Raw genomic sequence first — 22,825 nt, forward strand, 5'->3', positions numbered from 1 at the left:
GAGGAAACGCAATGAGATAAATAAAACACGAAGTAAGCAACAGACTCTCCGATAAATGTATTAAATTTGAAGCCTATTTCTCACCTTAAGAAGAAAAACTCATATGCAAAAATCAGCATTCTGTCTATTACTATGCTGCTTGACATTTCAAAGCTATGCGACAGTAGATTTACTGAAAGGCTATCAGTATGCCTCAGAACAAGCGCCGAAAGGGAACGAGTGGGAATCACCCGAGAACCTTGCGCTGAACAAAGAACAACCCCGTGCCTGGTTCTTCTCCTTCCAGAATCTGGAGAGTGCCCGGAAAGTATTACCGGAAAACAGTGCCTACTGGCAATCTCTGAACGGAGATTGGAAATTCAATTGGGCCCGTACGCCCGAAGAACGTCCGAAGGATTTCTATCAACCCTCCTTCGATGTATCAGGCTGGGACAATATCCCCGTGCCATCCAGTTGGAACATTGTCGGTCTTCAGAAAGACGGGACACAGAAGTATGGTACCCCTATTTACGTGAACCAACCGGTTATCTTCCAGCACAAAGTGGCTGTCGACGACTGGCGGGGAGGCGTGATGCGTACCCCACCGGAAAACTGGACGACCTTTAAAGACCGTAACGAAGTCGGCTCTTACCGTCGTGAGTTCACCATCCCGGAAGACTGGGACGGACGCAATGTATTTATCAGTTTCGACGGAGTAGATTCCTTTTTCTACTTATGGATTAACGGCCATTATGTAGGTTTTTCCAAAAACTCCCGTAATGCAGCCAATTTCAACATTACTCCTTATCTTCAAAAAGGAAAGAACATTGTGGCAGCCGAAGTATATCGCAGTTCCGACGGCTCGTTCCTCGAAGCACAGGATATGTTCCGTCTACCGGGTATCTTCCGGACCGTTGCGCTCTATTCGACACCGAAAGTGCATTTCCGCGATTTGGTGGTGACACCCGATCTGGATGCAACATATACCGACGGTTCGCTGACCGTCAAGGCAGACATTCGTAACCTCGATAAAAAAGCAATCAAGAATTATAAAGTGTATTATTCGCTTTATGCCAATAAACTCTATTCAGACGAAAATACACTTGTCGATGGATTCTTATCGCCTGTCATCGAACGGATCAATCCGGATGAAACAACGGAGAACCTGATGACCATCAAAGTAAAAGCGCCCAATAAATGGTCGGCCGAACAGCCCTACCGCTATACACTGGTTGCCGAACTGAAAGATAAAAAGAATAAAACGATCGATATGGTTTCCACCACTGTAGGTTTCCGCAAGGTAGAAATCAAGGATACACCGGCATCTGAAGACGAGTTCGGACTAGCCGGACGTTACTATTACGTAAACGGCAAGACTGTCAAACTAAAAGGTGTGAACCGTCACGAAAGTAATCCGGCTGTAGGCCATGCCATCACACGCAAAATGATGGAAGACGAAGTGATGCTGATGAAACGTGCCAATATCAATCACGTTCGTAACTCACATTATCCGGATGATCCGTACTGGTATTACCTGTGTAACAAATATGGTCTTTATCTGGAAGATGAAGCCAATATCGAATCGCACGAATATTACTATGGCCAGGCCTCCCTGTCCCACCCGAAAGAATGGCGGGATGCACATGTGGCACGTGTCATGGAAATGGTAAACGCCCATATCAACCATCCGTCTATCGTGATCTGGTCGTTGGGGAATGAAGCCGGTCCGGGACACAACTTCATAGAGGCCTACGATGCTTTAAAGAAAGCAGACCTGTCACGTCCCGTTCAGTACGAGCGCAACAATAAAATCGTAGATATGGGTTCCAACCAGTATCCGTCTATCTCTTGGGTGCGCGGTGCCGTGAAAGGCGATTATGACATCAAGTATCCGTTCCATATCTCAGAATATGCCCATTCGATGGGGAATGCCTGCGGTAACCTGGTTGATTACTGGGATGCAATGGAGTCGACCAACTTCTTCTGTGGTGGCGCCATCTGGGACTGGGTGGACCAGTCTCTTTACAACTATACCCCCGACGGCAAACGCTACCTGGCTTATGGCGGTGACTTCGGCGATACGCCCAACGACGGTCAATTCGTAATGAACGGTATCGTGTTCGGCGACCTGGAACCGAAACCGCAGTATTATGAAGTGAAAAAGGTATACCAGCATATCGGCGTCACAGAAGTCGATGCACAGAAAGGCCTTTTCGAGCTATTCAATAAATACTATTTCAACGATCTGTCCGATTACGATGTGAAATGGTCGCTTTATGAAAACGGCAAAGAAGTGGAAAGCGGCTCCCTGAATCCGGGTAAGGTTTCACCACGTAAACGTGTGCAGGTAGCCATTCCTTATACGTACAGCCAACTGAAAGCGGACAACGAATATTTCGTTAAAGTTCAGTTTCTACTGAAAGAGGATAAACCCTGGGCCCCCAAAGGTTATGTAATGGCAGAAGAACAACTTCCAGTCAAAGCATCTGTGGGCAAACCTGCCATCAACGAAGTGGCAAATGCCTCAGCAGGAGAACTGTCTCTCGAAAAACAGTCGGACGCACGCTTCTCTACGATCAAAGGAGATAACTTCAATGTCACATTCGACAATGAAAGCGGTACGATCTATAATCTGAATTATGGTGGCGAAACAATCATTGCCGACGGTAACGGTCCGAAACTGGATGCTTTCCGTGCCTTCACGAACAACGATAACTGGTTCTACGGAAGCTGGTTCGAAAACGGCTTGCATAATCTGAAACATAAAGCTACCGCGTCCAAAGTGATCAAGCGGAAAGACGGTTCCATGGTATTGTTCTACACCGTAGAATCGCAGGCTCCCAATGCAGCCAAGATACTGGGCGGAACATCCAGCGGCAAGAACAAAGTGGAAGAACTGACCGATAAAGCCTTCGGCGAAGACGACTTCAAGTTCACGACCGACCAGGCATGGACCATCTACCGTGACGGTTCCATCGAACTGCAAGCCAGCATCACCTCCAACAATTCAAGTCTGGTACTGCCACGTTTAGGCTACCGGATGATCGTTCCTCAGCGTTATGAAAACTATACATACTACGGACGTGGTCCGGTTGAAAACTATGCCGACCGTAAAGCCGGACAGTTTATCGAGCAATATAAATCGACCGTAGCCGACCAGTTCGTGAACTTCCCGAAACCGCAGGATATGGGTAATCACGAAGATGTGCGCTGGTGTGCACTGACCGACAAGGCCGGCAAGGGAGCTCTCTTTGTGGCAACCAACCGCCTTTCTACTTCTGCTTTGCAATATTCCGCACTCGATATGACATTGGCCGGACATCCTTATCAGTTACCGAAGGCCGGTGACACTTATCTGCATCTTGATCTTGCTGTTACAGGTTTGGGAGGTAACAGTTGCGGACAAGGTGGCCCATTGATTCATGACCGTGTATTTGCCGGACAGAACAATATCGGCTTTATCATCCGCCCGGCCACACAAGACCTGTCGGCTGCCGCACAGGTATCGGCCGCCGGTGAGATTCCTTTCTCCATCACCCGTTCCCGTGTAGGTATGGTTGAATTATCATCTATTGATAAGGATGCTGTCTTCTGCTACACGATCGGCAAAGAGAAAAAAGCGAAAGAATATACCGGAGCTATCCCGATGCGCGAAGGCGGAACAATCACTGCCTGGTTAAAGAACAATCCGGAGATCAAGTCGACAAAGACTTTCAATAAGTTGGAAAGCATCCAGACAGAGGTTATCTACGCCAGCAGCGAAGAGGTTGGCGAAGGCGATGCCAAACACCTGGTAGACGGCGATCCGAATACGATCTGGCACAGTATGTATTCTGTCACAGTAGCCAAATATCCACACTGGGTAGATCTGGATGCCGGCGAAGAGAAAGCATTCAAAGGCTTTCTCTATATGCCTCGCAAAGACAGCAACAATGGTAATATCAAAGAATATTCCATCCAGGTCAGCTCCGATGGCAAGAATTGGGGTGAGCCTGTCTGCAAAGGCCAGTTCGCGAATAACCGGGACGAAAAGAAAGTCCTCTTCGACAAACCGGTAAAAGGACGTTACATCCGTTTCACCGCACTGAGTTCACAGAACGGACAGGATTTCGCAACGGGAGCGGAACTGACTATTTTGAGTGAATAAGAGATTTGTATCTTAGGATGTCTCTATAAGGGCGGGCTTTTGCCCGCCTTTTTTAATAATTACCCAAGCAGCAATCAGCCTTACTGAATAAAGATTTGCCTCTATTTGGAAAATCAGGAAAAATCCTGTTTCTTTGTAAAAAGGTTATATCAATGAGTAACATAAGAGACAAAGTGGAATTTATAGCGGCTATGATTGATGCGTTTGCACAACGGAATAGCTTAAATAAGCAGCAAGCTTACCGTTATATCCGCCGTTTTCACGGGATTGACTTCCTGGAGCAGCACTATGAGGCTATCCATACGCTCGATTTTAAAGAAGCTCTTTCTTATCTGACACTTTATTGCCAACGCCAGGGAGGGGCTATCGCATGATACTTTACCATGGTTCCAATGTCATTATAGAAAATATAGATTTAACTCGCTCTAAACCTAACAAGGATTTTGGGAAAGGTTTCTATTTGTCTTCGGATGAAGAACAAGCTTTTCATATGGCCGCTCTTAAATCTGCTATTTTAGGTGGAGAACCGATAGTGACTCGTTACGAGTTTGATGAAACCTATCTTCACGGAACTGATCTATCAGTGAAAATATTCAGTTCATATACAGAGGAATGGGCGCAGTTTGTGTTTGCAAATAGAAATAGTAAAAATGGAAATGCCGTATTTCAATATGATATCGTTTATGGACCGATAGCAAATGATAAGGTTGGTTTACAGATCAAGAAATTAGAAGATAAATCTATTGATATACAAGAATTTCTCCATCGATTAAAATATATGAAAGGAATTACTTTCCAGTATTATTTCGGAACTGAAAAATCAATTCATTTACTAAGAAGATTATGACAGACTTTGATTATATGGTTGAATCGGTTACGGCAGACTTAGTTGTCTTACTGATGGAACGTTTGGGGATGGATTTACAAACCGCATTGGATACGGTTTATACATCGGATACCTTCGCTAAATTGTCCAACCCGGCTACGGAGTTGTATTATCAAAGTCCATATTATATTTACTCTTATCTCGAAACCGAAATAAGAACAGGCGTGATGGGATAAGGTATTATCTCGTCATAGTGAAGCCGGACAGGGGCCGGCTGTTCACTTAAACAAGTTATTAGTAGCGGAACAATAATAGTAATCAGTATTATTTTTTCATTGTAACGATTATCAAAACAGGGTTATCATCTTCTTTCAGGTTCTGTAAAGCTTTATGTTCCAACAAAGCAGGATCTTTTTTTGTCAGTTCCAGAATATCCGTTGCCTCCCACAGATTAATAACCACATCGTCCGTTGTCTGGATATTCGGATAAAAAGGTAACCGGCTATTCATATCATTTTTTATGTATCCGCCTTTTACATTATAACTACTTTTCCCTTTTTTATCGTATACGACCAGCTTGCGTCCTTTGATACGATCTTCAAATTTCCAAGGAGAATAAGGAACGAAAACCGAACGGGTGGTTTCCACCATATTAGGACGCCAGTAAGGAGCTGAGACTTCATTAAAGCGCTCCCAGTTTCCATCCAATACTTCAAACCGGTACTTATCGGGCAATCTATACTTTCCCATGTCAAGGATATAACGCGGTATAAGCTTATCCTTCTTTACAGTAAAAACGGTATCATTATAAAACTCTTTCAGACAGGTGTTTCCGGCAAACTGATACAAGTATCTGTCATAAGGGTCTGTATTATAAAACGTCATTCCGCTCGGGACAGTAAACTGATCGTATTGCGGGAAAGTATTTATCTGTTCTCCTTTCATATTAGACAAAACAATCTTCTCTCTTTTCTTTCCGTTACCATTATATACATAAGAAACATACGTATCTTGCCCCAACAGTTCTAATTGCCACACCATCGGGAACCGGGCTTCCCTCAAAGATTTACCTTCCGACGAGAAAACCAGTACTTTTCCATTAGTTAATAAATGGATTTGCTTCTGTACTCTATCAACAGCGACATAGCGGATATTTGCATATTCACCGGGACCTTGCCCTTTACGGGAAACAGAGCAAACAAATTTACCGTCATCGGAAAATTGAAGCAGTCCCATATCACAAGGAATATAAATATCATGTCCGATCATCTGTATAGCACCTGCTTTCACTTTTGAGAGTAAACAATTCTCCGTTGTTTCCAACGGTACTATTTTCACATCCGCTGCAATCTGGCTCAAGACTAGTTCTTTCGTTGTATTTAATGCTGTTTCAAACGGTATTTTAACAGGGGATACATCTTGTGCATCCATATCATAGTAACTACTTAAAAGCAGCAACATAAACAAAAATAAGTTTTTCTTTTTCATAATGCCCTTGATTTAAAGTCGTGATTCAATCTCTCTTCAAATAAACAATCATCAATACCGGATTATCATCCTCTTTGAGATTTTTCAGCTGTTCATATTCCAGGATAGAAGGATTATCTTCCGCCAACTCCATCACCTCGGGTGCTTCAAGATAATAAAGCAATACATCATCCGAAATGCGGGTCTCCGGATAGAAAGGTAAACTACCCTGCATATCATTTATGATACGATTGTTTTTCACCTTATAGCAAGCGCCTTTCTTCTTATCGTACATGGCCAGACGGGGTAACTCATCTTTGTTGGTAACATCCCAGGAGGTATAAGGGAGAAATACCCATTGAGACGTTTCATGGAAATCCGGTCGCAGATAGGCTTGTGCCGGTTCTGAATAGGCTTGCCAATTTCCTTCCAGAACTTCAAAACGCCTTTCTTTCGGTATCTTATACTTTCCCAAATCCAGGATATAGCGGGGTTCAAGCCGTTCCGGGGTAACCGTAAAGACCGTATCATTATAATACTCTTTACAACAGGCTTCTTCCCTGAAAGAATAGAGATAACGGTCGTAATACCCCCACAAATAATAATTCAACCCATTGGCAATCGTAAACTGATCATATTGAGGAAAAGTATTCAGTGTCTCTCCCTGCCGGTCAACCAGGACAAGCCGGTCTTTCTTTTGGCCGGTATTGTTATAAATGTAGCCGACGTATGCACTATCTCCCAACAAAGTAAACTGCCAACAGAAAGGTATTTTAGACTCTCCTACATAGTCACCGCCTATTGTATAGGTAAGAATCCTTCCGTTATCCATTATATAAATTTGTTTCAGCCTGTCGTTAGCCGCTATAAACCGGATTATGCTGTATTCTCCCGGTCCTTGTCCCCGCTTGACTACCGAACGGACAAACTTTCCGTCATCTGTAAACTGCAATAACCCTTCGCTACATGGAATAAACAGGTTATGATCTACCATCTGTATCATACCCTGAGATACTTTGGCAACCAGACATTCGGGCTTTGTTTCCAACGGCACGACCTTTACTTCCCTGGCAATTTCACTCAACCGGACTTCCTGTTCCGTATCAATGCCCTTGGCAAAGGAGATTGTTATCGGATATTCAGGCACTTCCGATATATTTTCAACCGGCTGATCACCGGACTTCTTTCCTCCGCATGAGAGCAACAAAAGGGAAAATCCCCCTAAAAGCAAGTGTTTGATAGTTTTCATATTTGTGTATTTTGTTATTTATCTTTCAATAGAATGACCTGTATTACTTGATTATCGTCTTCTCGCAGGTTCGTCAAGAGATCTTTCAGAGAACCTTTGGCATTTTCAGGCTTTACTTTCTCCAAAAGAACAGAAGCAGAGACAACACCGATCATCTTATTGTTTTTGACAAAACGTGGAAAGATAGGACAACCACCTTCCATATCATCGGTAAAACCATCCCATTCGGCTTTCGGGGAACGGACACGGCAAACAGTTTCTTTCCCTTTGTCATACCAGGCTAAACAGCGACCTTGTCCCTGTGCATACTCCACACCTATCGCATGGGTTATCTCAAAGACATTGAAGAAACTGAATTTCTTTTCAGCGGCTTTATTGGGAAGGTTGGTTCCCGTATTCGTTTTCTTGTCTATAGCGATGATAGCATCATCTTCACCCGATAATTTTTCATATTGCGAAAGATCCAGTTTATATGCCGGAATTCTTTTTTTCCCTTCCAAGCGAAAGATTGTCGTTTCTAAAGGATTTTTATAATAGGTATTTTCCTGATAATCATAAAGAATACCATAACTGAAGATAATCCCCGGATAACGGACTCCTTGTTCCGGTCTGAAATGGTAGCTATACAATTCCTTTCCTTTAGTATTGTACACGAACAATTCTTTGCCTCTTTTGTCCTTCGTATACAGGTACTCATTGGTTATCCCAAACAGATTTCCGGTTTTATCTCTATAAGTAGTCATCGATCCACGTTGAGTATTGATGTCATACAAATATTTACCCTCAAAAGAATAGACCAGCACCTTGCCTTTTCTAAAATCAGATATAAAAATCTGTTTTGCATCTTCATCATAAGTAACAGCCAGAATAGATTTCGCATATTCCCCCGGCCCCTCTCCTGCCTTTCCTATCTTACGAATAAATTTACCTTCCGGCGTAAACTGGAACAGATTAACAAAATCACAGACAAACAGATAGTCACCGGCAAAAGTCACATTCAAAATATCTTTATCCAGCAACGATTCCGCTGTCGTTTCCAACGGAATATATTTCACTCCGGAAGCGACCTCACTTAACTTTATTTCTTTCTGTTCATCTACTCCTTCGGCAAAAGCAATCTTCTTTTGCGCCATAGCCGGACAAAAAAACAAAGCAAGTAATAATATTCCTATAATTCTGACGTGTTTTCCCATATCTATTTTAGTTTAAAGGTTATATTTCATTTTCTGCATCATTGGCATCCTCTATCGGCCGGTTTTTCCTTCGATATGGATGCCATTTGCCGAATCCCTTGCTGCTATCTCTTTTTTCTTATTTTTCTTTTCATATTCCTTCATGGCAGCTTTCATATCTTCACGACGTTTCCGTTCGAGGTCTGAAGGCTCTGGAAGTTGGTTGATAACGTTTTGTAAATCGGTCATGGTTAGTTTACTCTTTTTACCATCGGGAGCCAGCATTGTGAGTTCAGTAATATTACGGAAGAAAGCCTCCTGATATAAGTCTTCAAAGAAATAACGAAAGCCAAACAAGTTCTCTTTAGATTCTTTCCGCTTCATCATTTCAGTCATGTAAGTGTATTTACTGAAAAGGGTTTTCTGTAACAACTTCTCATCCTTAAACATTTCCGACTCCCTTAGCCAGTAGTGCTTATTGATTTCATATAGTAAATTCAACTGTGTCGGATCTTTCTTCCATGCTTCATAATAGACTTTCTCCGCTTCATTGAAACGACCGTCCCGTTCGAGTGTACTTCCTCTGAAAGAGGCCAATAGATTGACATAAAACTTCTTTGGTTTCATACACTCTTCTGCCTGGTCAAATAATTGATAGGCACGTTTGCGGTCATAGGTTTTACCCAATGTAGCTCCGTACAACAAGACTGTTTCCACGTCTGTCGAATCTATTTCGTAAGCCAGCTCCAACGGTTCCACGGCATCTATTGCATGGCCGGACATATAGCGGGAGGCACCTGCATATTTCAGATTGATAAAAGACGAATCACCTTCCGCTAACAGGTCGCTGTAAACGGTATCCGCTTTCAAATAATTTTTAGTCATATACAAAGCCATTCCCTGGCTTTGCCGAATCTGCCGGTTATCGGGATTATAGTACAAGGCGGTATCACAGACCTGTAAAGCAGTTTTTCCATCTCCTTTCCATAATAATGAATTAATCAGGGAAGAGGCCACACGGATATTCTCCGGATTGATTTCCATAGCACGGGTATACAGTTCCAATGCGATCAGCATATTCATACCGCCTTTTTTCATATGGCAATCCGCCAAACCGGCCAGAATAGTCGGATTATCACTCTCGTAGGATGCTAAAGTCCGGTAATGATCCATCGATTTATCATAATCACCCAACTGATAATAAAGACGTGCCAACTGATTATTGGCGTAAAAATTCAGACTATCCGATTCCAGCACTTTTCCATAGCAACGTTTGGCTTCCGTAATCTTACCATAATTAATTGCAGCACGGGCAAGTGCATTCAAAGCATCCACATTCGTTGTATCCATTGACAAACAATATTGAAAACAGGTATAGGCTTCCTTATACCGGAACATTCCCTCATAAGCCTGACCGATAGCCGACATAGTCGTATAACTGGCCGAATCGGCTGCCGTAAGACTGTCCGCCCGAGCCAACACTTCCGGGAATTGTTTTCTGTTCACCAACTCCTGTAAAGAAAGGTTTTGCGCCTGTGCAACAAAAGAAAGAATACTGAAAAAAAGGACAATAGTATATTTCATCATAAACTCTTTTAATTTTCCTATTTAGCTCTACTTAAAATGAACGACCATCAGGACCGGGTTGTCATCTTCTTTCAATCCTTTCAACTGCGGATGTTCCAGAATAGAGGAATCTTTATCAGCCTGTTCTAATATATCCGAAGGAGTCCATATACTTAACAACAAATTATCACCTATTGAAGTATAAGGTATAAAAGGTAATTTCCCTTCCAGATCATTCTTGATTATATTGCCGGCGACTTTAAAGCAAGCCTGAGTATTCTTCTCATATATAAGTATTTCTTCCAAACGACTTTTTTCTCCTGCCCAATGGCTATAAGGCATAAAAAGGAAAGAGTCCGTTTCCATCACATTGACGCGAAGATAAGAAGAGGCTATCTTTGTAAATTTATTTTGATCGCCTCTTTGATTTTCCCACCGGGCTTCCAGCGGCATGGCATATTTGCCCAACTGAATAACGTATCTGGGCTGTAATTCATTCTCCGTAACAGTATATAAGGTATCACAATAATAATCTTTAAAACATAAATGATTATCATAATGAAACAGATAGCGGTCATTACTTCCCATCATCATATATGTAACCCCTTTTTCTATTGTAAACAGATCATGTCGGGGAAAAACTTTTACCTTATCGCCGGCTTGATTGAACAAGAGAATGCGGTCCTTCATTTGTCCGGAACTATTATAGATGAATGAAGCCAAAATATTGTCATTCAATATCGCTGCATATCTCACTTCGGGTAGAGGTATACTCTTTAAGTAATCACCGGTTAATGAGTATACGTTCACTTTTCCATTATCCAACAAATAAATCAGTTCATTCTCGCGGTCAACATCTAAAGATAAGACAAGGCTATATTCACCGGGACCTTGTCCTTGACGACCGATTCGACGGACAAATTTACCCTTACCATCAAACATATAAACGCCCCGGCTACATGGAATAATATAATTACCGGCTATATATTGAATATACCCTCTATAATTGGATAACAAACAATCAGCTTTTGTTTCAAGCGGAATATACTCGACTTTTTCTGCTATCTGGCTTAGAGAAACTTCACGCTCATTCTCTATCCCCATCTCAAAAGGGACAGTTATCGGAAATTCGGTTCCATGTTGTTCTTCCTCTAAAACAACAGTCTTTTCAGTCGACTGCTTTCCTCCGCATGCGCCCAATAACATACAGGTTATGACTAAATTATAGATACTCCATTTATTCATAATCGGATTATTTTAAAGTTATTACCTGTATAACGGAATAGATATAATTAATCTATCCGTACTTATTTAGTTATTCCGACTTTTGCTCTTCTTTCTTTTGACTGTCAAGATACTTTTGAGCAGCTTTCATTCCTGCTTTAAACGCTTCCGAGTTCTCGTCAAGAGGCTCCGATTTTGTACTTCCGACTCCGTTTTCTTTCCTCTTTTTAAACACTTCTTCCATCTGTTGATAATGTTTTCTTTCTACCTCCGGAAGTTGCGAGATATCCGGCAACCGGTCTATTATAGACTTTAAGTCTTCAGCCGATATCTTACTTTTCTTATTGTCCGGGGCAATCATCACCAGTTCTGTCTTATTCGTAAAGAAAGCATCTTCATACAGATATTGCAGTATAGAACGATACCGCTGGAATCCCTGCATTTTCTTTCCGGTCAGAAAATATTCTCTCAGGAATGTAACCTTGGCAAACAAAGCCCTGCCCAAATCTTCTGCCGATTTATACTCCGGTCCCCAGTTGGAATACTCCCGTTCAATACGGAACAATAAGTCCAGCCGGTCCTTATTGGCAAGCCAGGCTTTATAAAGCAACCCTTCAGCTTCACGCTGACGCCCATCTTTGAACAAAGTCTCTGAACGGGAAGTCAACAACATATTCACCAATGCTTCATTCGGCTGCATCAACTTTTCTGCCTGATCGAACAACAGGAAGGCCCGTTTACGGTCATATGTTTTACCTAAAGCAGCACCCAACAACAGGTTCGTTTCTACATCCGTCGTATCTTTCCCATACGCCCATTCCAGCAGATCGATCGCATCCATGGCACGTCCGGCCAGATAACGCGAAGCACCCCCATATTTTAATGTAAGGAAAGAGGTATCGCCTTCTGCAAACAATTCTCCATATAACGTATCAGCCTGGGCATACTGTTTATTCATATAAAATCCCATAGCCTTACTGCGACGCAACGCATGATTTCCGGGATTATAAAACAACGCCGTATCACAAATGGATAATCCGTCCTGTATATTCGGACCTCCCATCCGGTATAGGCAATTCACCAAAGCACTGGCCAATCCGGCATTTTCACGGTTAACATTATAAGCCTGAAAATAGCAGATCGTAGCTGCCGGGATGGCATTCATTTTCATATAGCAATCAGCTATATTCCGGTAAATAACAGGATTTACCTTTGTCGTATCCTGATCGCGCAACACATTGAACTGCAACACGGCATTCTCATAATCGCCAATCTGGGAATACAGGCGGGCTAATTGATAATTAGCATAGAAATCGGTACTGTCGCTTTCGAGTACTTTCCGAAAACAATCCTGGGCTACGGAAGCTTTTCCCAGGTTCATAGCTACCCGGGCAACGGAACTTAAGGCATCGACATTCGTCGTATCCATTTGCAGACAATGCTGATAACACCGGTAAGCCTCATTATATTCCAATACACCTTCGTAAGCCTGGCCGATAGCCGACATAGTAACATAATCAGCAGAATCTGCCGGAGTAAGACTATCGGCCAGGGCGATCACTTCTGTGAACTTCTTTTTATTGAGTAGTTCCTGAAATGAAAGACTCTGTGCCTGCCCCATAAGGGACAGGACACTGAGAAGAAGCAAAACAGTATATTTGTGCATCATCTGCTCTATGTTTTAGTGATTACTGCAATGTGAAAGTAACAGGCATAGTATATTTTACACGAACCGCTTTTCCCCGTTGCGTACCGGGAGTCCATTTAGGCATTGCACTAACGATACGCAGCGCTTCCCTATCCAGAGAAGGATCAACACCACTAACCACTTCAGCATCTGTGACCGAACCATCCTGATTTATAATAAACGAACAAACGACCTTTCCCTGGATGCCATTTTCCTGTGCAATGACCGGATATTGCAACGTCTTTGAAATAAATTCATTGATCGCTTTTTCTCCGCCCGGGAACTGTGGCATCTTTTCCACTATTGCAAATACCTGGCCGGAAGTATCGGCTGATTTCTGTTCGCCATATCCCACAACAGTGATTTCATTATCGCCCTCTCCAGCAGGAAGAGGTGTCGGTTTATTGTCTTCTTTTCCTTGCAAACGGAAAGTCACCGGCACCGTATACTTCACACTGACCTCTTTCCCTTTCTGCATACCCGGTTTCCATTTAGGCATCATGGATATTACCCTGGTAGCCTCCAGGTCCAGCGACGGATCAACCCCGCGAATGACCTCGATATTCCGGATCACCCCATCTTTACCCACCACAAACGAACAGGTTACACGTCCCTGAATACCATTTTGCTGAGCGATTACCGGATATTTAATACTCTTTGCCAAAAATTGCAGTAAGGCACCTTGTCCGCCCGGAAATTCAGGCATCACTTCCACGACTGTGAAAACCAGATCCGAGGGGTCTGTCGATATCTGAGGTGACATAGGAGGAGGGGGAGGAGCAGACTGCGATCCCTGTGCACTTCCATCCGAGTACAACTGTACTTTCAACTTACCCTGCACATCCTTCACTGCGACTTCTTTCGCCTTCATACCCGGGAAAGAGAAGCGGAGAACAGCATTCTTTGTCGTTTCCAGCACAAAATAACCTTCCGTATCCGTAATGGTACCTACATTAGTACCCTTTACAATCACATTCGCGCCGATAACCGGCCCGTTAAAATCGTCAATTACCTGACCTGACACTTTCACATCATCCTCCGAAAGCACACTTATTTCAGTCGCTTCCTTTACCCCGGCAACAGCTTCAGCTGCGATTTCTCCCGTGATACGGGCAACCGCCTCAATGTTGCTCAACAGCATCAAAAATGCTGCTAGAGGGATGAATATCAGATATTTTGTTCTTCCGATCCCGTGGGATCTCTTTTTGTTCATCATACTGATTCTGTTTTTTAGATGTAATACGTTAAAACTATTATATAATGTTGCTGCAGCCTGATAATGGTGGGCAAGGCCTAACAGATGGTACTGATAGCTCTTGCAGTCGTATCCGGATTGGATAACGGTATTGTCTGCCAGGTATTCCAGGTTATGACGCACTTCGCGTTTCAAAAGCCACGCAAAGGGATTCACCCAACATATGACGGTAATCAGCTCGCAAATCATCACATCTACCGAATGCCACTGGAAAACATGGGTACATTCGTGTGTAAGTATCTCATCTATTTCTTTCTCCGAATGGCTTTCCGGATGTATGAAGATCATTTTGAAGAATGAAAAAGGTCCGGCAGGCTTATCCAGCCGGTAGACTGGTACGCCGTGTATAACAGTCCGTCTACTCCGGTAAGCCAGCAGCAGGATACTGCTTAACTGAATAAAAAAACGGACAAATAAAAGAGCCATGACACCCCAGTACATATATGAACTTGCCGAAAGCAGGATTCCTTTCCAGTCTGTTTTAACAACGACCTCTGGGGTTACTGTCATCTCCGGCAATATAGCCGAGTAAATCTGTATCACCTCCGTCATCGGCTCCTGTTCCTTCACCCAGTCCTGAATATTCAACAATGGGTAAAGCAACGCCAAACCAAAGAAAGCAAGGAGGGAAGCCCTGCGCAACTTAAAGAATGTGTCCTTATAAAAGAGCAGACGGTAGAAGGCGTAAAAGAGTACAAAGGCTACATTCACCTTCAGAAAGTAGGCAAATTCCGGTGTCATGGTAATAAGGTGTTAAAAGGTTTATTCTTTTCCTTTTTCTATCAAATCGATGATGTCTTTCAAATCTTCTGCCGAAATCTTCTGATCTTTGGCAAAGAAAGAAACCATTTCTTTGTATGAATCTTCAAAGTAGTTACGAACAACACCGCTCATAAAGGTACGTTTATATTCACTCTCCGGGATCAGCGGAGTGTATTCATACGTATTTCCATAGCGTTTGTTCTTCACGTACTTCTTACGTTCCAGATTTTTTACAATAGAAGCAAGTGTTGTATAAGGCGGCCTCGGATCGTCATACTTAGCCAGTATATCTTTAACGAAACAAGGCCCAATCTGCCAAATCAAGCGCATTACTTCTTCTTCCTGCATTGTTAATTTTTCCATGATCCCTATTTATTTACGATTATATCGCAAATCTACGAAATTATCGTATATCTGCAAATAGAAACAAGTTAAGAAGTATTAAAGATTAATACAAACGATTTCCTTTCGGTTCCAATCAATGTATCCGGTAAATCTCGTTTAAAACGAATCCTACACCCGTTTTAAACAAGATTTCGCCCGTTTTAAACGAAATATATCCTATTTTTCTGTTGAATGCCGATTCTCTTCTTTCCATTTATCCCGCATCTTCATCCGCTTAACTTGCAGATAGCGCAGCAGGAGAATGACGAAGAGGGATACTCCCATTACCGAGAAATACTGTACCCAGTCCGGATCGGGCTGTTTTCCGGGCCATCCCCATACACTCATCACAATCAGATAGATCACCAGAACGCCAGTTGTAATATTAATCTTCTTCATACGGCTTTTTTATTGTTTTGAACAGACAAAGATACAAGATAGTTTATTCTTTCATTGGGTCAGAACGCATTTGTGTTGGGCATGATAATGACCTGCCTCCACATTTATTATATAGAATCCTGCCGGTAAAGAAAGCGGCAGGGTTGAAGAACCCGGTGATACCGAATGGACAGACACCACACGTCCGGTAAAATCAGATACCCGCACAGTTCCAGTCGACGGCAAATCTGACAGATAAAGTATCTTTCCTTTCAAATAGCATTTCTTCTCTGTTCCTGAAAATACTGAATTATGAACAGCCACTTCTTCCGGCTCTGTAGCCACTACAGAGAAAGGAAAACCTGTTTTCAGACGAACTGCATTTGTTGACAATGCAGCAGCCGTCAAATCAATCTCCGTATCTACCGATGCTTTGACAAAGAAAGCCGAGAAAGGAGGAAGTACATACTCGCTGCCTATCGGATAGGACTCGTAGGCATTTCCATCATATATATAAATATTTCCATCCAGCGCCGGATTTGCTGATATCTGCGACAATGAGATAGGAGAAGGCAATGGATTTCCACAAAGATACCAACCCTCATGCGCTTTGTCCGTATTTCCGGCAGATGCCGCATAGACCGGAACAGATGCCGTTTTACCAAAACTTTCAGGAATATCGTTCCCTGCGGTTGAAAAGGTCAAAGTATTATCGGATGCAGCTGCATCCAAAGCGACCAGATAACCTTTTCCTTTTTCAAAGACAAGACCATCGGATAGTTCCTCCGGGGAAAGCACCGTCCAGTTACCCGTCGCGTCATTGCTTTGGGCACGCTTCTTCCCGTCATAAACTTGCACGTACAGAAAATCACCTTTACCGGAAAAGGTTTTATCTTTTAACTGAAAACGTTTATCTATATCATTCAGATAGACATCAAAGGGGAAAGAGAGGAAATACCATTTACCTTTTTCCGGAAATGTATAACGGACTTCCAATTGCTTGTTAACCGTCAGTTTACCTGCCACTATCAGTGAATTGTCAGTAGTTGTCAGCGCTCTGTCAGTGTTTGTCAGTGGATTGTCAGTGCTATAGAGAACAAGCTTATCCACGATGAAATGACCCTTTTCTGAAATATGCAGACCACCGTTACCCAACAGGGCCTGCTCACACTGCACGGTAGAATTAATTTCTGCCTCACCACTAATCAGGGCACTTCGATGACGCAAGGGAGGAAGGTGAGACCAACGAATGGAATCATTCCAGTTGCCATTTCCGGAAAAAAGGGAATATTGGCGGATTGAGCCGTAGCTATAGACACTGTCCACTTGAATATATCCGTTTTTAGTTTTACTTGAAGGTTTAGACGTTGATAGTTTTAAATAATAAGGATTTGTTTTAAATCGTATAGAGAAGTAATCTCTTTCCACATCATCAGGATCAGGATATAAGACTGCTGGCCTCTCTTCCCCAAGGGCGTTACTAAATACAGCATTCAACATTTCTCCTGACACCAATGAATAAGCTTTAAAGCCCAAGAAAATACGTACACTATCATAACCCAAAATAGATATTTTTTCAAAAGCGACTGAGGAAGACAAGGGCATTTTCAACGTTTTCTGATCATTAGAAATGATTGCACCACCACCAAGAGTATAATTCCAGTTATTCTGCTCTGCTTTGGCAAACAACTGCCAGCGGAACGTATCCACCACCGACGGATTCGCACCACTTTCTACAAAACTGCTCCATGTTTCGGGATTTGTTACCTGTGCCTGAACAGACACCATACTTGTTAGAACCATAGTTCCGGCAAGAATATGCCGAAACATACGTAAATGTTTCTTTTTCATAGCTAAACTATTTTAGTCGTTATTGTGTTTGCAAATATAAAGAAATAATTGAAATGATTATCTTTGCCGCATGAAAGAATTTATTATATCAGAAGCACTGACAGAAAAAGCGGTGCTCGTTGGTTTGATTACCCCCGAGCAAAACGAACAGAAAGTTAAAGAATATCTGGACGAACTGGCATTTCTTGCCGATACGGCCGGAGCCGAAGCCGTCAAAAAGTTTTATCAGAAACTGGACTACCCGAATCCCGTCACATTCGTCGGTACCGGTAAATTACAGGAGATAAAAGAGTACGTGATCGAAAATGAAATCGGACTGGTTATTTTCGACGACGAACTCTCGCCTAAACAGCTTCGCAATATCGAAAAAGAACTTCAGGTGAAAATACTCGACCGTACCAGCCTGATCCTCGATATATTTGCCAGCCGCGCCCAGACTGCCAACGCAAAGACGCAAGTCGAGTTGGCACAATACAAATATATGTTGCCTCGCCTGACCCGTCTGTGGACTCACCTGGAACGTCAGCGTGGCGGTGTCGGCATGCGTGGCCCGGGTGAAACCCAGCTGGAAACCGATAAGCGTATCATCCTGGATAAAATAGCCAAGCTGAAACGTGACCTAGTGGATATCGACAAGCAAAAGAGCGTGCAACGGAAAAACCGTGGCAAGATGGTCCGCGTCGCCCTGGTCGGATACACCAATGTCGGTAAATCAACATTGATGAACCAACTGAGCAAAAGCGATGTGTTTGCCGAAAACAAGCTGTTCGCCACACTCGACACGACAGTAAGAAAGGTAATCGTTGAAAACCTGCCGTTCCTGTTGTCAGACACTGTTGGTTTTATCCGCAAATTGCCCACCGAACTGGTCGAATCGTTCAAGTCGACCCTCGACGAAGTGCGCGAAGCCGACCTGCTGGTTCATGTGGTAGATATCTCCCACCCGACTTTTGAGGAACAGATCGAAGTGGTGAACAAGACCCTGGCTGAAATCGACAAGACCGAAAAGCCGATGATCATGGTCTTCAACAAAGTCGACGCGTTCACCTTCGTCCCGAAAGACGAAGACGACCTGACTCCGCGAAAACGGGAAAATATCGACCTGGACGAGCTGAAACGCACCTGGATGAATAAGTTGCAGGATAACTGCATCTTTATCTCCGCCAAGGAACGTACCAACATAGATGCGTTGAAAGCATTGTTATATGAACGGGTAAAACAGATACATATCACCCGTTTCCCATACAATGACTTTCTCTTCCAGCAATACGACGAAGAATAAAGCAATAGAAATACAAACAAGTTGACCAATGGAAAAAATCAGAAACCTACAACCCGAAGAGATTGCGGTATTGCAATCTCAGGGTTGTTATGCCGAAAACTGGGGACAGGTGCTAGTCCCTTTATCCTTCGAGACCAGATATATCCATCATGTACATTTCTCAGGCACAGTTATTTTAGGACATTTCGAGAAAGAGTTCACCCTCCCCGGTGGAATAAGAAAACATAGCGGACTCAGAAATACAACACTGCATAATTGCATGCTGGGCGATAATATCCTGATCGAGAACACCCACAATTACATTGCCAACTACCGTATCAAAGACAATTGTTATATAGAAAATGTCAACGTGATGGTCGTGGAAGGAGAAAGTACGTTCGGCAACAACGTACAGGTTTCAGTGCTGAACGAAACCGGAGGCCGCGAAGTCCCCATCTACAATCAGCTTTCCGCCCCATTGGCTTATGTAATCGCACTTTACCGCCACCGTCCGATACTGATCGAACGGCTACAGGAAATGATTGCAGATTATACCAAAAGCATCACCTCCGACTACGGGACGATCGGAGAGAACGTAAAGATAATCAATGCCGGGACAATCCGTAATGTAAACATAGGCCAACACGCTACCATCGAGAACTGTACACGCTTGGAAAACGGGACAGTGAACAGTAATAAAGAAGCCCCTGTATATATCGGTGACAGCGTGATCGCCCAGGATTTTATCATCTCATCAGGGGCAGTCATTGCCGATGCGGCAAAGATCATCCGTTGCTTCATCGGACAAGCCTGCCATGTGACACATAATTTTTCGGCACACGACTCCCTGCTATTCAGCAACTGTTCTTTTGAAAACGGAGAGGCCTGTGCCATCTTCGCCGGACCGTTCACGGTATCCATGCACAAGAGTAGCCTCCTGATTGCCGGCATGTATTCGTTCCTGAACGCCGGAAGTGGTTCGAACCAAAGCAATCATATGTATAAGTTAGGCCCGATTCACCAAGGCATTGTCGAAAGAGGTTCCAAGACGACCAGCGACTCTTATATACTTTGGCCGGCACGTATCGGTGCCTTTTCATTAATCATGGGCCGACATCACCATCACAGTGACACGTCCGATATGCCTTTCTCCTATCTGATTGAAAAAGACGACGAAACTTATCTGGTGCCGGGCATCAATCTGCGAAGTGTCGGTACCATCCGTGACGCTCAGAAATGGCCGAGACGTGATAAACGGACCGACACGAACAAACTGGATATGATCAACTACAACCTGTTGAGTCCCTACACCATCCAGAAAATGATAAAAGCAGTCGGTATCTTAAAGAATCTACAAAGCCTTGTCGGAGAAACTTCCGAAATATATTACTATCAGAATGCCCGTATTAAAGGCTCTTCTTTACAAAATGCACTGAAACTATACAGAATGGCAATTAATAAATTTCTCGGTAATTCTCTGATAAAAAGACTGGAAGGCACACAGTTCCAGAACATAGAAGAAGTCCGCAAACAACTGACCCCAACCGCCAAAGAAGGAACCGGCGAATGGGTTGACCTGTCCGGACTGATCCTTCCGAAAGATCAATTAAATGGTTTGATAGAAGATATCGAGAGCCACCGGATAAATTCTTTGGAAAAGATTAATGCCTTCTTCCAGTACCAACATAATTCATATTATGAAATAGAATGGACATGGGCCTATCAGAAAATAGAAGAATACTACGGAATCAAGCTAGGTGAGATCACCCCCGGAAAGATCATCGAACTGGTTGAACTCTGGAAATCATCCGTCATCGGTCTGGACGAGATGCTTTACAAAGATGCCCGCAAGGAGTTCTCCCTTACTTCAATGACCGGCTTCGGCGTAGACGGCACACGCAAAGAAAAAGAAGAGGACTTCGAAGTCGTACGCGGTGCTTTCGAACAAAACCCGTTCGTCGCAGCCGTAAAAGAACATATCAGCACCAAACGGGCACTGGGAGATGAACTGATCGGAAGGATAGAAAAGCTAATATAATAGTAGCAAAAGATTCGTATCATATATTATGAGAATATAATCTCACATATTATGCGAATCAAATATCATATATTATACGAATCCATTCTCATAATATATGATACATCTCATTCCCGCCGACGGCTCCGGGGATGGTGTTCCAGTATTTCCTTCCGGAGAAACTGTCGGTCGATATGTGTATAAATCTCGGTAGTCGTTATCTTCTCATGCCCCAGCATCTCCTGGATAGCCCGCAGGTTGGCACCGCCTTCCAGCAAATGGGTCGCAAAAGAATGCCGGAACGTATGCGGACTGACATTTTTATGAACGCCTGCCATCTCCGTCTGCTGCTTGATAATATGAAAAACCATGATACGGGAAAGAGCCGTGCCCCGGCGACTCAGGAATAAAATATCTTCGAACCCCTTTTTTACAACCATCAGATTACGATCCAGCAGATAATTCTTTATCTCCCGGATAGCCGTCTCTGAAATCGGAACCAGGCGTTGCTTGCTTCCTTTACCTTCCACCCTGATAAAACCTTCATCAAAATAAACATCCGAATAACGCAAAGAGATCAACTCGGAAACACGCAGGCCGCAGCTATACAACACCTCCAGCATAGCCCGATTGCGCTGCCCTTCCGGCAAAGAAAGGTCTATCGTATCCAATATATCATTTATCTCATTGATCGTCAATACCTCGGGCAGCTTCAATCCGATCTTGGGCGATTCCAACAATTCCGTCGGGTCGGCTGTTATATACTCGTCGAGTAAAAGAAAGCGGTAGAACGATTTTATACCGGATATGATGCGGGCCTGCGAACGCGGATGGATTCCTATATCACGCAGCTGGGCTACGAACTGCTGTAAATCCTGATAAGAGATCGTAGCAAAGTCTTTCCCTTCACTTTCCACGAAGCGAATGAGTTTGTCCAGGTCAGTCAGGTAAGCTTCTATCGAATTGGCAGATAGAGACTTTTCCAGCCGGAGCCAGGTCTTATATTTGTCGATTATATTATTTCCTTGTTGCATTGTACACAGGCAATTATGTATGTATCAAATAAAATCATTACCTTTGCCGGATATTTTCAGCCCGTACCAGGTGGTGCAAAGGTAATAAAGTTACAGCAAATGAAGAAGATTCAGATTATTAACGGTCCTAATCTTAACCTGTTGGGCAAACGCGAGCCAACAGTATACGGTAATGCTTCTTTCGAAGGTTATCTGGACGAATTACGCGCCCGGTATCCCCAATGCGAAATTGCTTACTTTCAGAGTAATATAGAAGGCGAAATGATTGACAAAATCCATGAAACGGGTTTTGAATACGATGGGATTATAATGAATGCGGGAGCATATACACATACATCCATTGCATTGCACGACGCCATAAAAGCAGTGACTACTCCGGTTATAGAAGTACATATTTCAAATGTACATGCACGCGAATCATTCCGTCATGTATCGATGATCTCTGCTGCCTGCAAAGGGGTTATACTGGGATTCGGTCTGGATTCATACCGGCTGGCGCTCGAAGCGCTTATGCAGCAGCCAACGGCCAACGACTAAAAAGTAAATAATAGGTTATAATATTTAAG

General features: G+C 43.2%; 18 protein-coding genes. 7 read left to right on the top strand and 11 right to left on the bottom strand.

Features of this window, described 5'->3' with window-relative positions; all coding sequences use genetic code 11:
- Positions 1-103: 103 nt before the first annotated feature.
- From C825_RS27165 to C825_RS27180, 4 genes are all read left to right on the top strand, one after another.
- Positions 104-4,126, top strand: a complete 4,023-nt coding sequence (locus C825_RS27165) for a glycoside hydrolase family 2 TIM barrel-domain containing protein (protein ID WP_010800876.1) — start codon at positions 104-106, stop codon at positions 4,124-4,126.
- Between the two features lie 152 nt (positions 4,127-4,278).
- On the top strand, positions 4,279-4,500 hold the full coding sequence (locus tag C825_RS27170) for a DUF3791 domain-containing protein (protein WP_010800877.1): 222 nt from the start codon (positions 4,279-4,281) through the stop codon (positions 4,498-4,500).
- Positions 4,497-4,973: a DUF3990 domain-containing protein gene (locus C825_RS27175; protein WP_010800878.1), complete on the top strand. Its 477-nt coding sequence runs from the start codon at positions 4,497-4,499 to the stop codon at positions 4,971-4,973. The genes C825_RS27170 and C825_RS27175 overlap by 4 nt, the downstream gene beginning before the upstream one ends.
- A complete protein-coding gene (locus tag C825_RS27180; protein ID WP_010800879.1) occupies positions 4,970-5,188 on the top strand; it encodes a hypothetical protein in 219 nt (72 codons plus the stop codon). The genes C825_RS27175 and C825_RS27180 overlap by 4 nt, the downstream gene beginning before the upstream one ends.
- 88 nt (positions 5,189-5,276) lie before the next feature.
- On the opposite strand, the gene C825_RS27185 is transcribed toward C825_RS27180, so the two are convergent.
- The 10 genes from C825_RS27185 to C825_RS27230 form a co-directional block, all read right to left on the bottom strand.
- Complete coding sequence (locus tag C825_RS27185; RefSeq protein WP_010800880.1) at positions 5,277-6,440, bottom strand: DUF4934 domain-containing protein; 1,164 nt, start codon at positions 6,438-6,440, stop codon at positions 5,277-5,279.
- Between the two features lie 25 nt (positions 6,441-6,465).
- Entirely contained in the window at positions 6,466-7,668 is a 1,203-nt protein-coding gene (locus C825_RS27190) for a DUF4934 domain-containing protein (RefSeq protein WP_010800881.1), read from the bottom strand.
- A 14-nt stretch (positions 7,669-7,682) separates the two neighbouring features.
- Positions 7,683-8,861, bottom strand: a complete 1,179-nt coding sequence (locus C825_RS27195) for a DUF4934 domain-containing protein (protein ID WP_010800882.1) — start codon at positions 8,859-8,861, stop codon at positions 7,683-7,685.
- A 51-nt stretch (positions 8,862-8,912) separates the two neighbouring features.
- Entirely contained in the window at positions 8,913-10,427 is a 1,515-nt protein-coding gene (locus C825_RS27200) for a tetratricopeptide repeat protein (RefSeq protein ID WP_228100049.1), read from the bottom strand.
- A gap of 27 nt (positions 10,428-10,454) precedes the next feature.
- A complete protein-coding gene (locus C825_RS27205) occupies positions 10,455-11,651 on the bottom strand; it encodes a DUF4934 domain-containing protein (RefSeq protein WP_010800884.1) in 1,197 nt (398 codons plus the stop codon).
- Positions 11,652-11,721: 70 nt separating this feature from the next.
- On the bottom strand, positions 11,722-13,299 hold the full coding sequence (locus tag C825_RS27210; protein WP_010800885.1) for a tetratricopeptide repeat protein: 1,578 nt from the start codon (positions 13,297-13,299) through the stop codon (positions 11,722-11,724).
- Positions 13,300-13,318: 19 nt separating this feature from the next.
- Positions 13,319-15,313, bottom strand: a complete 1,995-nt coding sequence (locus tag C825_RS27215) for a M56 family metallopeptidase (protein ID WP_010800886.1) — start codon at positions 15,311-15,313, stop codon at positions 13,319-13,321.
- A gap of 21 nt (positions 15,314-15,334) precedes the next feature.
- Positions 15,335-15,697: a BlaI/MecI/CopY family transcriptional regulator gene (locus C825_RS27220; RefSeq protein ID WP_009860035.1), complete on the bottom strand. Its 363-nt coding sequence runs from the start codon at positions 15,695-15,697 to the stop codon at positions 15,335-15,337.
- A gap of 198 nt (positions 15,698-15,895) precedes the next feature.
- Positions 15,896-16,117 (bottom strand): hypothetical protein, encoded by a 222-nt coding sequence (locus tag C825_RS27225; protein WP_009860036.1) that lies wholly within the window; start codon positions 16,115-16,117, stop codon positions 15,896-15,898.
- A gap of 51 nt (positions 16,118-16,168) precedes the next feature.
- Entirely contained in the window at positions 16,169-17,947 is a 1,779-nt protein-coding gene (locus tag C825_RS27230) for a T9SS type A sorting domain-containing protein (protein WP_010800887.1), read from the bottom strand.
- Between the two features lie 70 nt (positions 17,948-18,017).
- On the opposite strand from C825_RS27230, the gene hflX reads away from it, so the two are divergent.
- Positions 18,018-19,229: a GTPase HflX gene (gene hflX / locus C825_RS27235; RefSeq protein WP_010800888.1), complete on the top strand. Its 1,212-nt coding sequence runs from the start codon at positions 18,018-18,020 to the stop codon at positions 19,227-19,229.
- A gap of 28 nt (positions 19,230-19,257) precedes the next feature.
- Positions 19,258-21,246: a DUF4954 family protein gene (locus C825_RS27240; protein WP_010800889.1), complete on the top strand. Its 1,989-nt coding sequence runs from the start codon at positions 19,258-19,260 to the stop codon at positions 21,244-21,246.
- A 107-nt stretch (positions 21,247-21,353) separates the two neighbouring features.
- Here C825_RS27240 and xerD read toward each other — a convergent pair whose 3' ends face one another.
- Complete coding sequence (gene xerD, locus C825_RS27245) at positions 21,354-22,259, bottom strand: site-specific tyrosine recombinase XerD (RefSeq protein ID WP_010800890.1); 906 nt, start codon at positions 22,257-22,259, stop codon at positions 21,354-21,356.
- A 99-nt stretch (positions 22,260-22,358) separates the two neighbouring features.
- Between xerD and aroQ the strand changes: the two genes are divergently transcribed.
- Positions 22,359-22,796 (top strand): type II 3-dehydroquinate dehydratase, encoded by a 438-nt coding sequence (gene aroQ, locus C825_RS27250; protein WP_009860041.1) that lies wholly within the window; start codon positions 22,359-22,361, stop codon positions 22,794-22,796.
- Positions 22,797-22,825 lie beyond the last annotated feature (29 nt).

Source organism: Parabacteroides sp. ASF519 (assembly GCF_000364265.2).
Taxonomy (GTDB): Bacteria; Bacteroidota; Bacteroidia; order Bacteroidales; family Tannerellaceae; genus Parabacteroides; species Parabacteroides goldsteinii.

Excerpts from the sequence above, each read along its gene's own strand:
- C825_RS27225 (WP_009860036.1), bottom strand. The coding sequence starts at position 16,117 with ATGAAGAAGATTAATATTACAACTGGCGTTCTGGTGATCTATCTGATT.
- C825_RS27190 (WP_010800881.1), bottom strand. The coding sequence starts at position 7,668 with ATGAAAACTATCAAACACTTGCTTTTAGGGGGATTTTCCCTTTTGTTG.
- xerD (WP_010800890.1), bottom strand. The coding sequence starts at position 22,259 with ATGCAACAAGGAAATAATATAATCGACAAATATAAGACCTGGCTCCGG.
- C825_RS27165 (WP_010800876.1), top strand. The coding sequence starts at position 104 with ATGCAAAAATCAGCATTCTGTCTATTACTATGCTGCTTGACATTTCAA.
- C825_RS27215 (WP_010800886.1), bottom strand. The coding sequence starts at position 15,313 with ATGACACCGGAATTTGCCTACTTTCTGAAGGTGAATGTAGCCTTTGTA.
- hflX (WP_010800888.1), top strand. The coding sequence starts at position 18,018 with ATGAAAGAATTTATTATATCAGAAGCACTGACAGAAAAAGCGGTGCTC.
- aroQ (WP_009860041.1), top strand. The coding sequence starts at position 22,359 with ATGAAGAAGATTCAGATTATTAACGGTCCTAATCTTAACCTGTTGGGC.
- C825_RS27200 (WP_228100049.1), bottom strand. The coding sequence starts at position 10,427 with ATGATGAAATATACTATTGTCCTTTTTTTCAGTATTCTTTCTTTTGTT.
- C825_RS27185 (WP_010800880.1), bottom strand. The coding sequence starts at position 6,440 with ATGAAAAAGAAAAACTTATTTTTGTTTATGTTGCTGCTTTTAAGTAGT.
- C825_RS27240 (WP_010800889.1), top strand. The coding sequence starts at position 19,258 with ATGGAAAAAATCAGAAACCTACAACCCGAAGAGATTGCGGTATTGCAA.
- C825_RS27180 (WP_010800879.1), top strand. The coding sequence starts at position 4,970 with ATGACAGACTTTGATTATATGGTTGAATCGGTTACGGCAGACTTAGTT.
- C825_RS27210 (WP_010800885.1), bottom strand. The coding sequence starts at position 13,299 with ATGATGCACAAATATACTGTTTTGCTTCTTCTCAGTGTCCTGTCCCTT.
- C825_RS27170 (WP_010800877.1), top strand. The coding sequence starts at position 4,279 with ATGAGTAACATAAGAGACAAAGTGGAATTTATAGCGGCTATGATTGAT.
- C825_RS27205 (WP_010800884.1), bottom strand. The coding sequence starts at position 11,651 with ATGAATAAATGGAGTATCTATAATTTAGTCATAACCTGTATGTTATTG.
- C825_RS27175 (WP_010800878.1), top strand. The coding sequence starts at position 4,497 with ATGATACTTTACCATGGTTCCAATGTCATTATAGAAAATATAGATTTA.
- C825_RS27220 (WP_009860035.1), bottom strand. The coding sequence starts at position 15,697 with ATGGAAAAATTAACAATGCAGGAAGAAGAAGTAATGCGCTTGATTTGG.
- C825_RS27195 (WP_010800882.1), bottom strand. The coding sequence starts at position 8,861 with ATGGGAAAACACGTCAGAATTATAGGAATATTATTACTTGCTTTGTTT.
- C825_RS27230 (WP_010800887.1), bottom strand. The coding sequence starts at position 17,947 with ATGAAAAAGAAACATTTACGTATGTTTCGGCATATTCTTGCCGGAACT.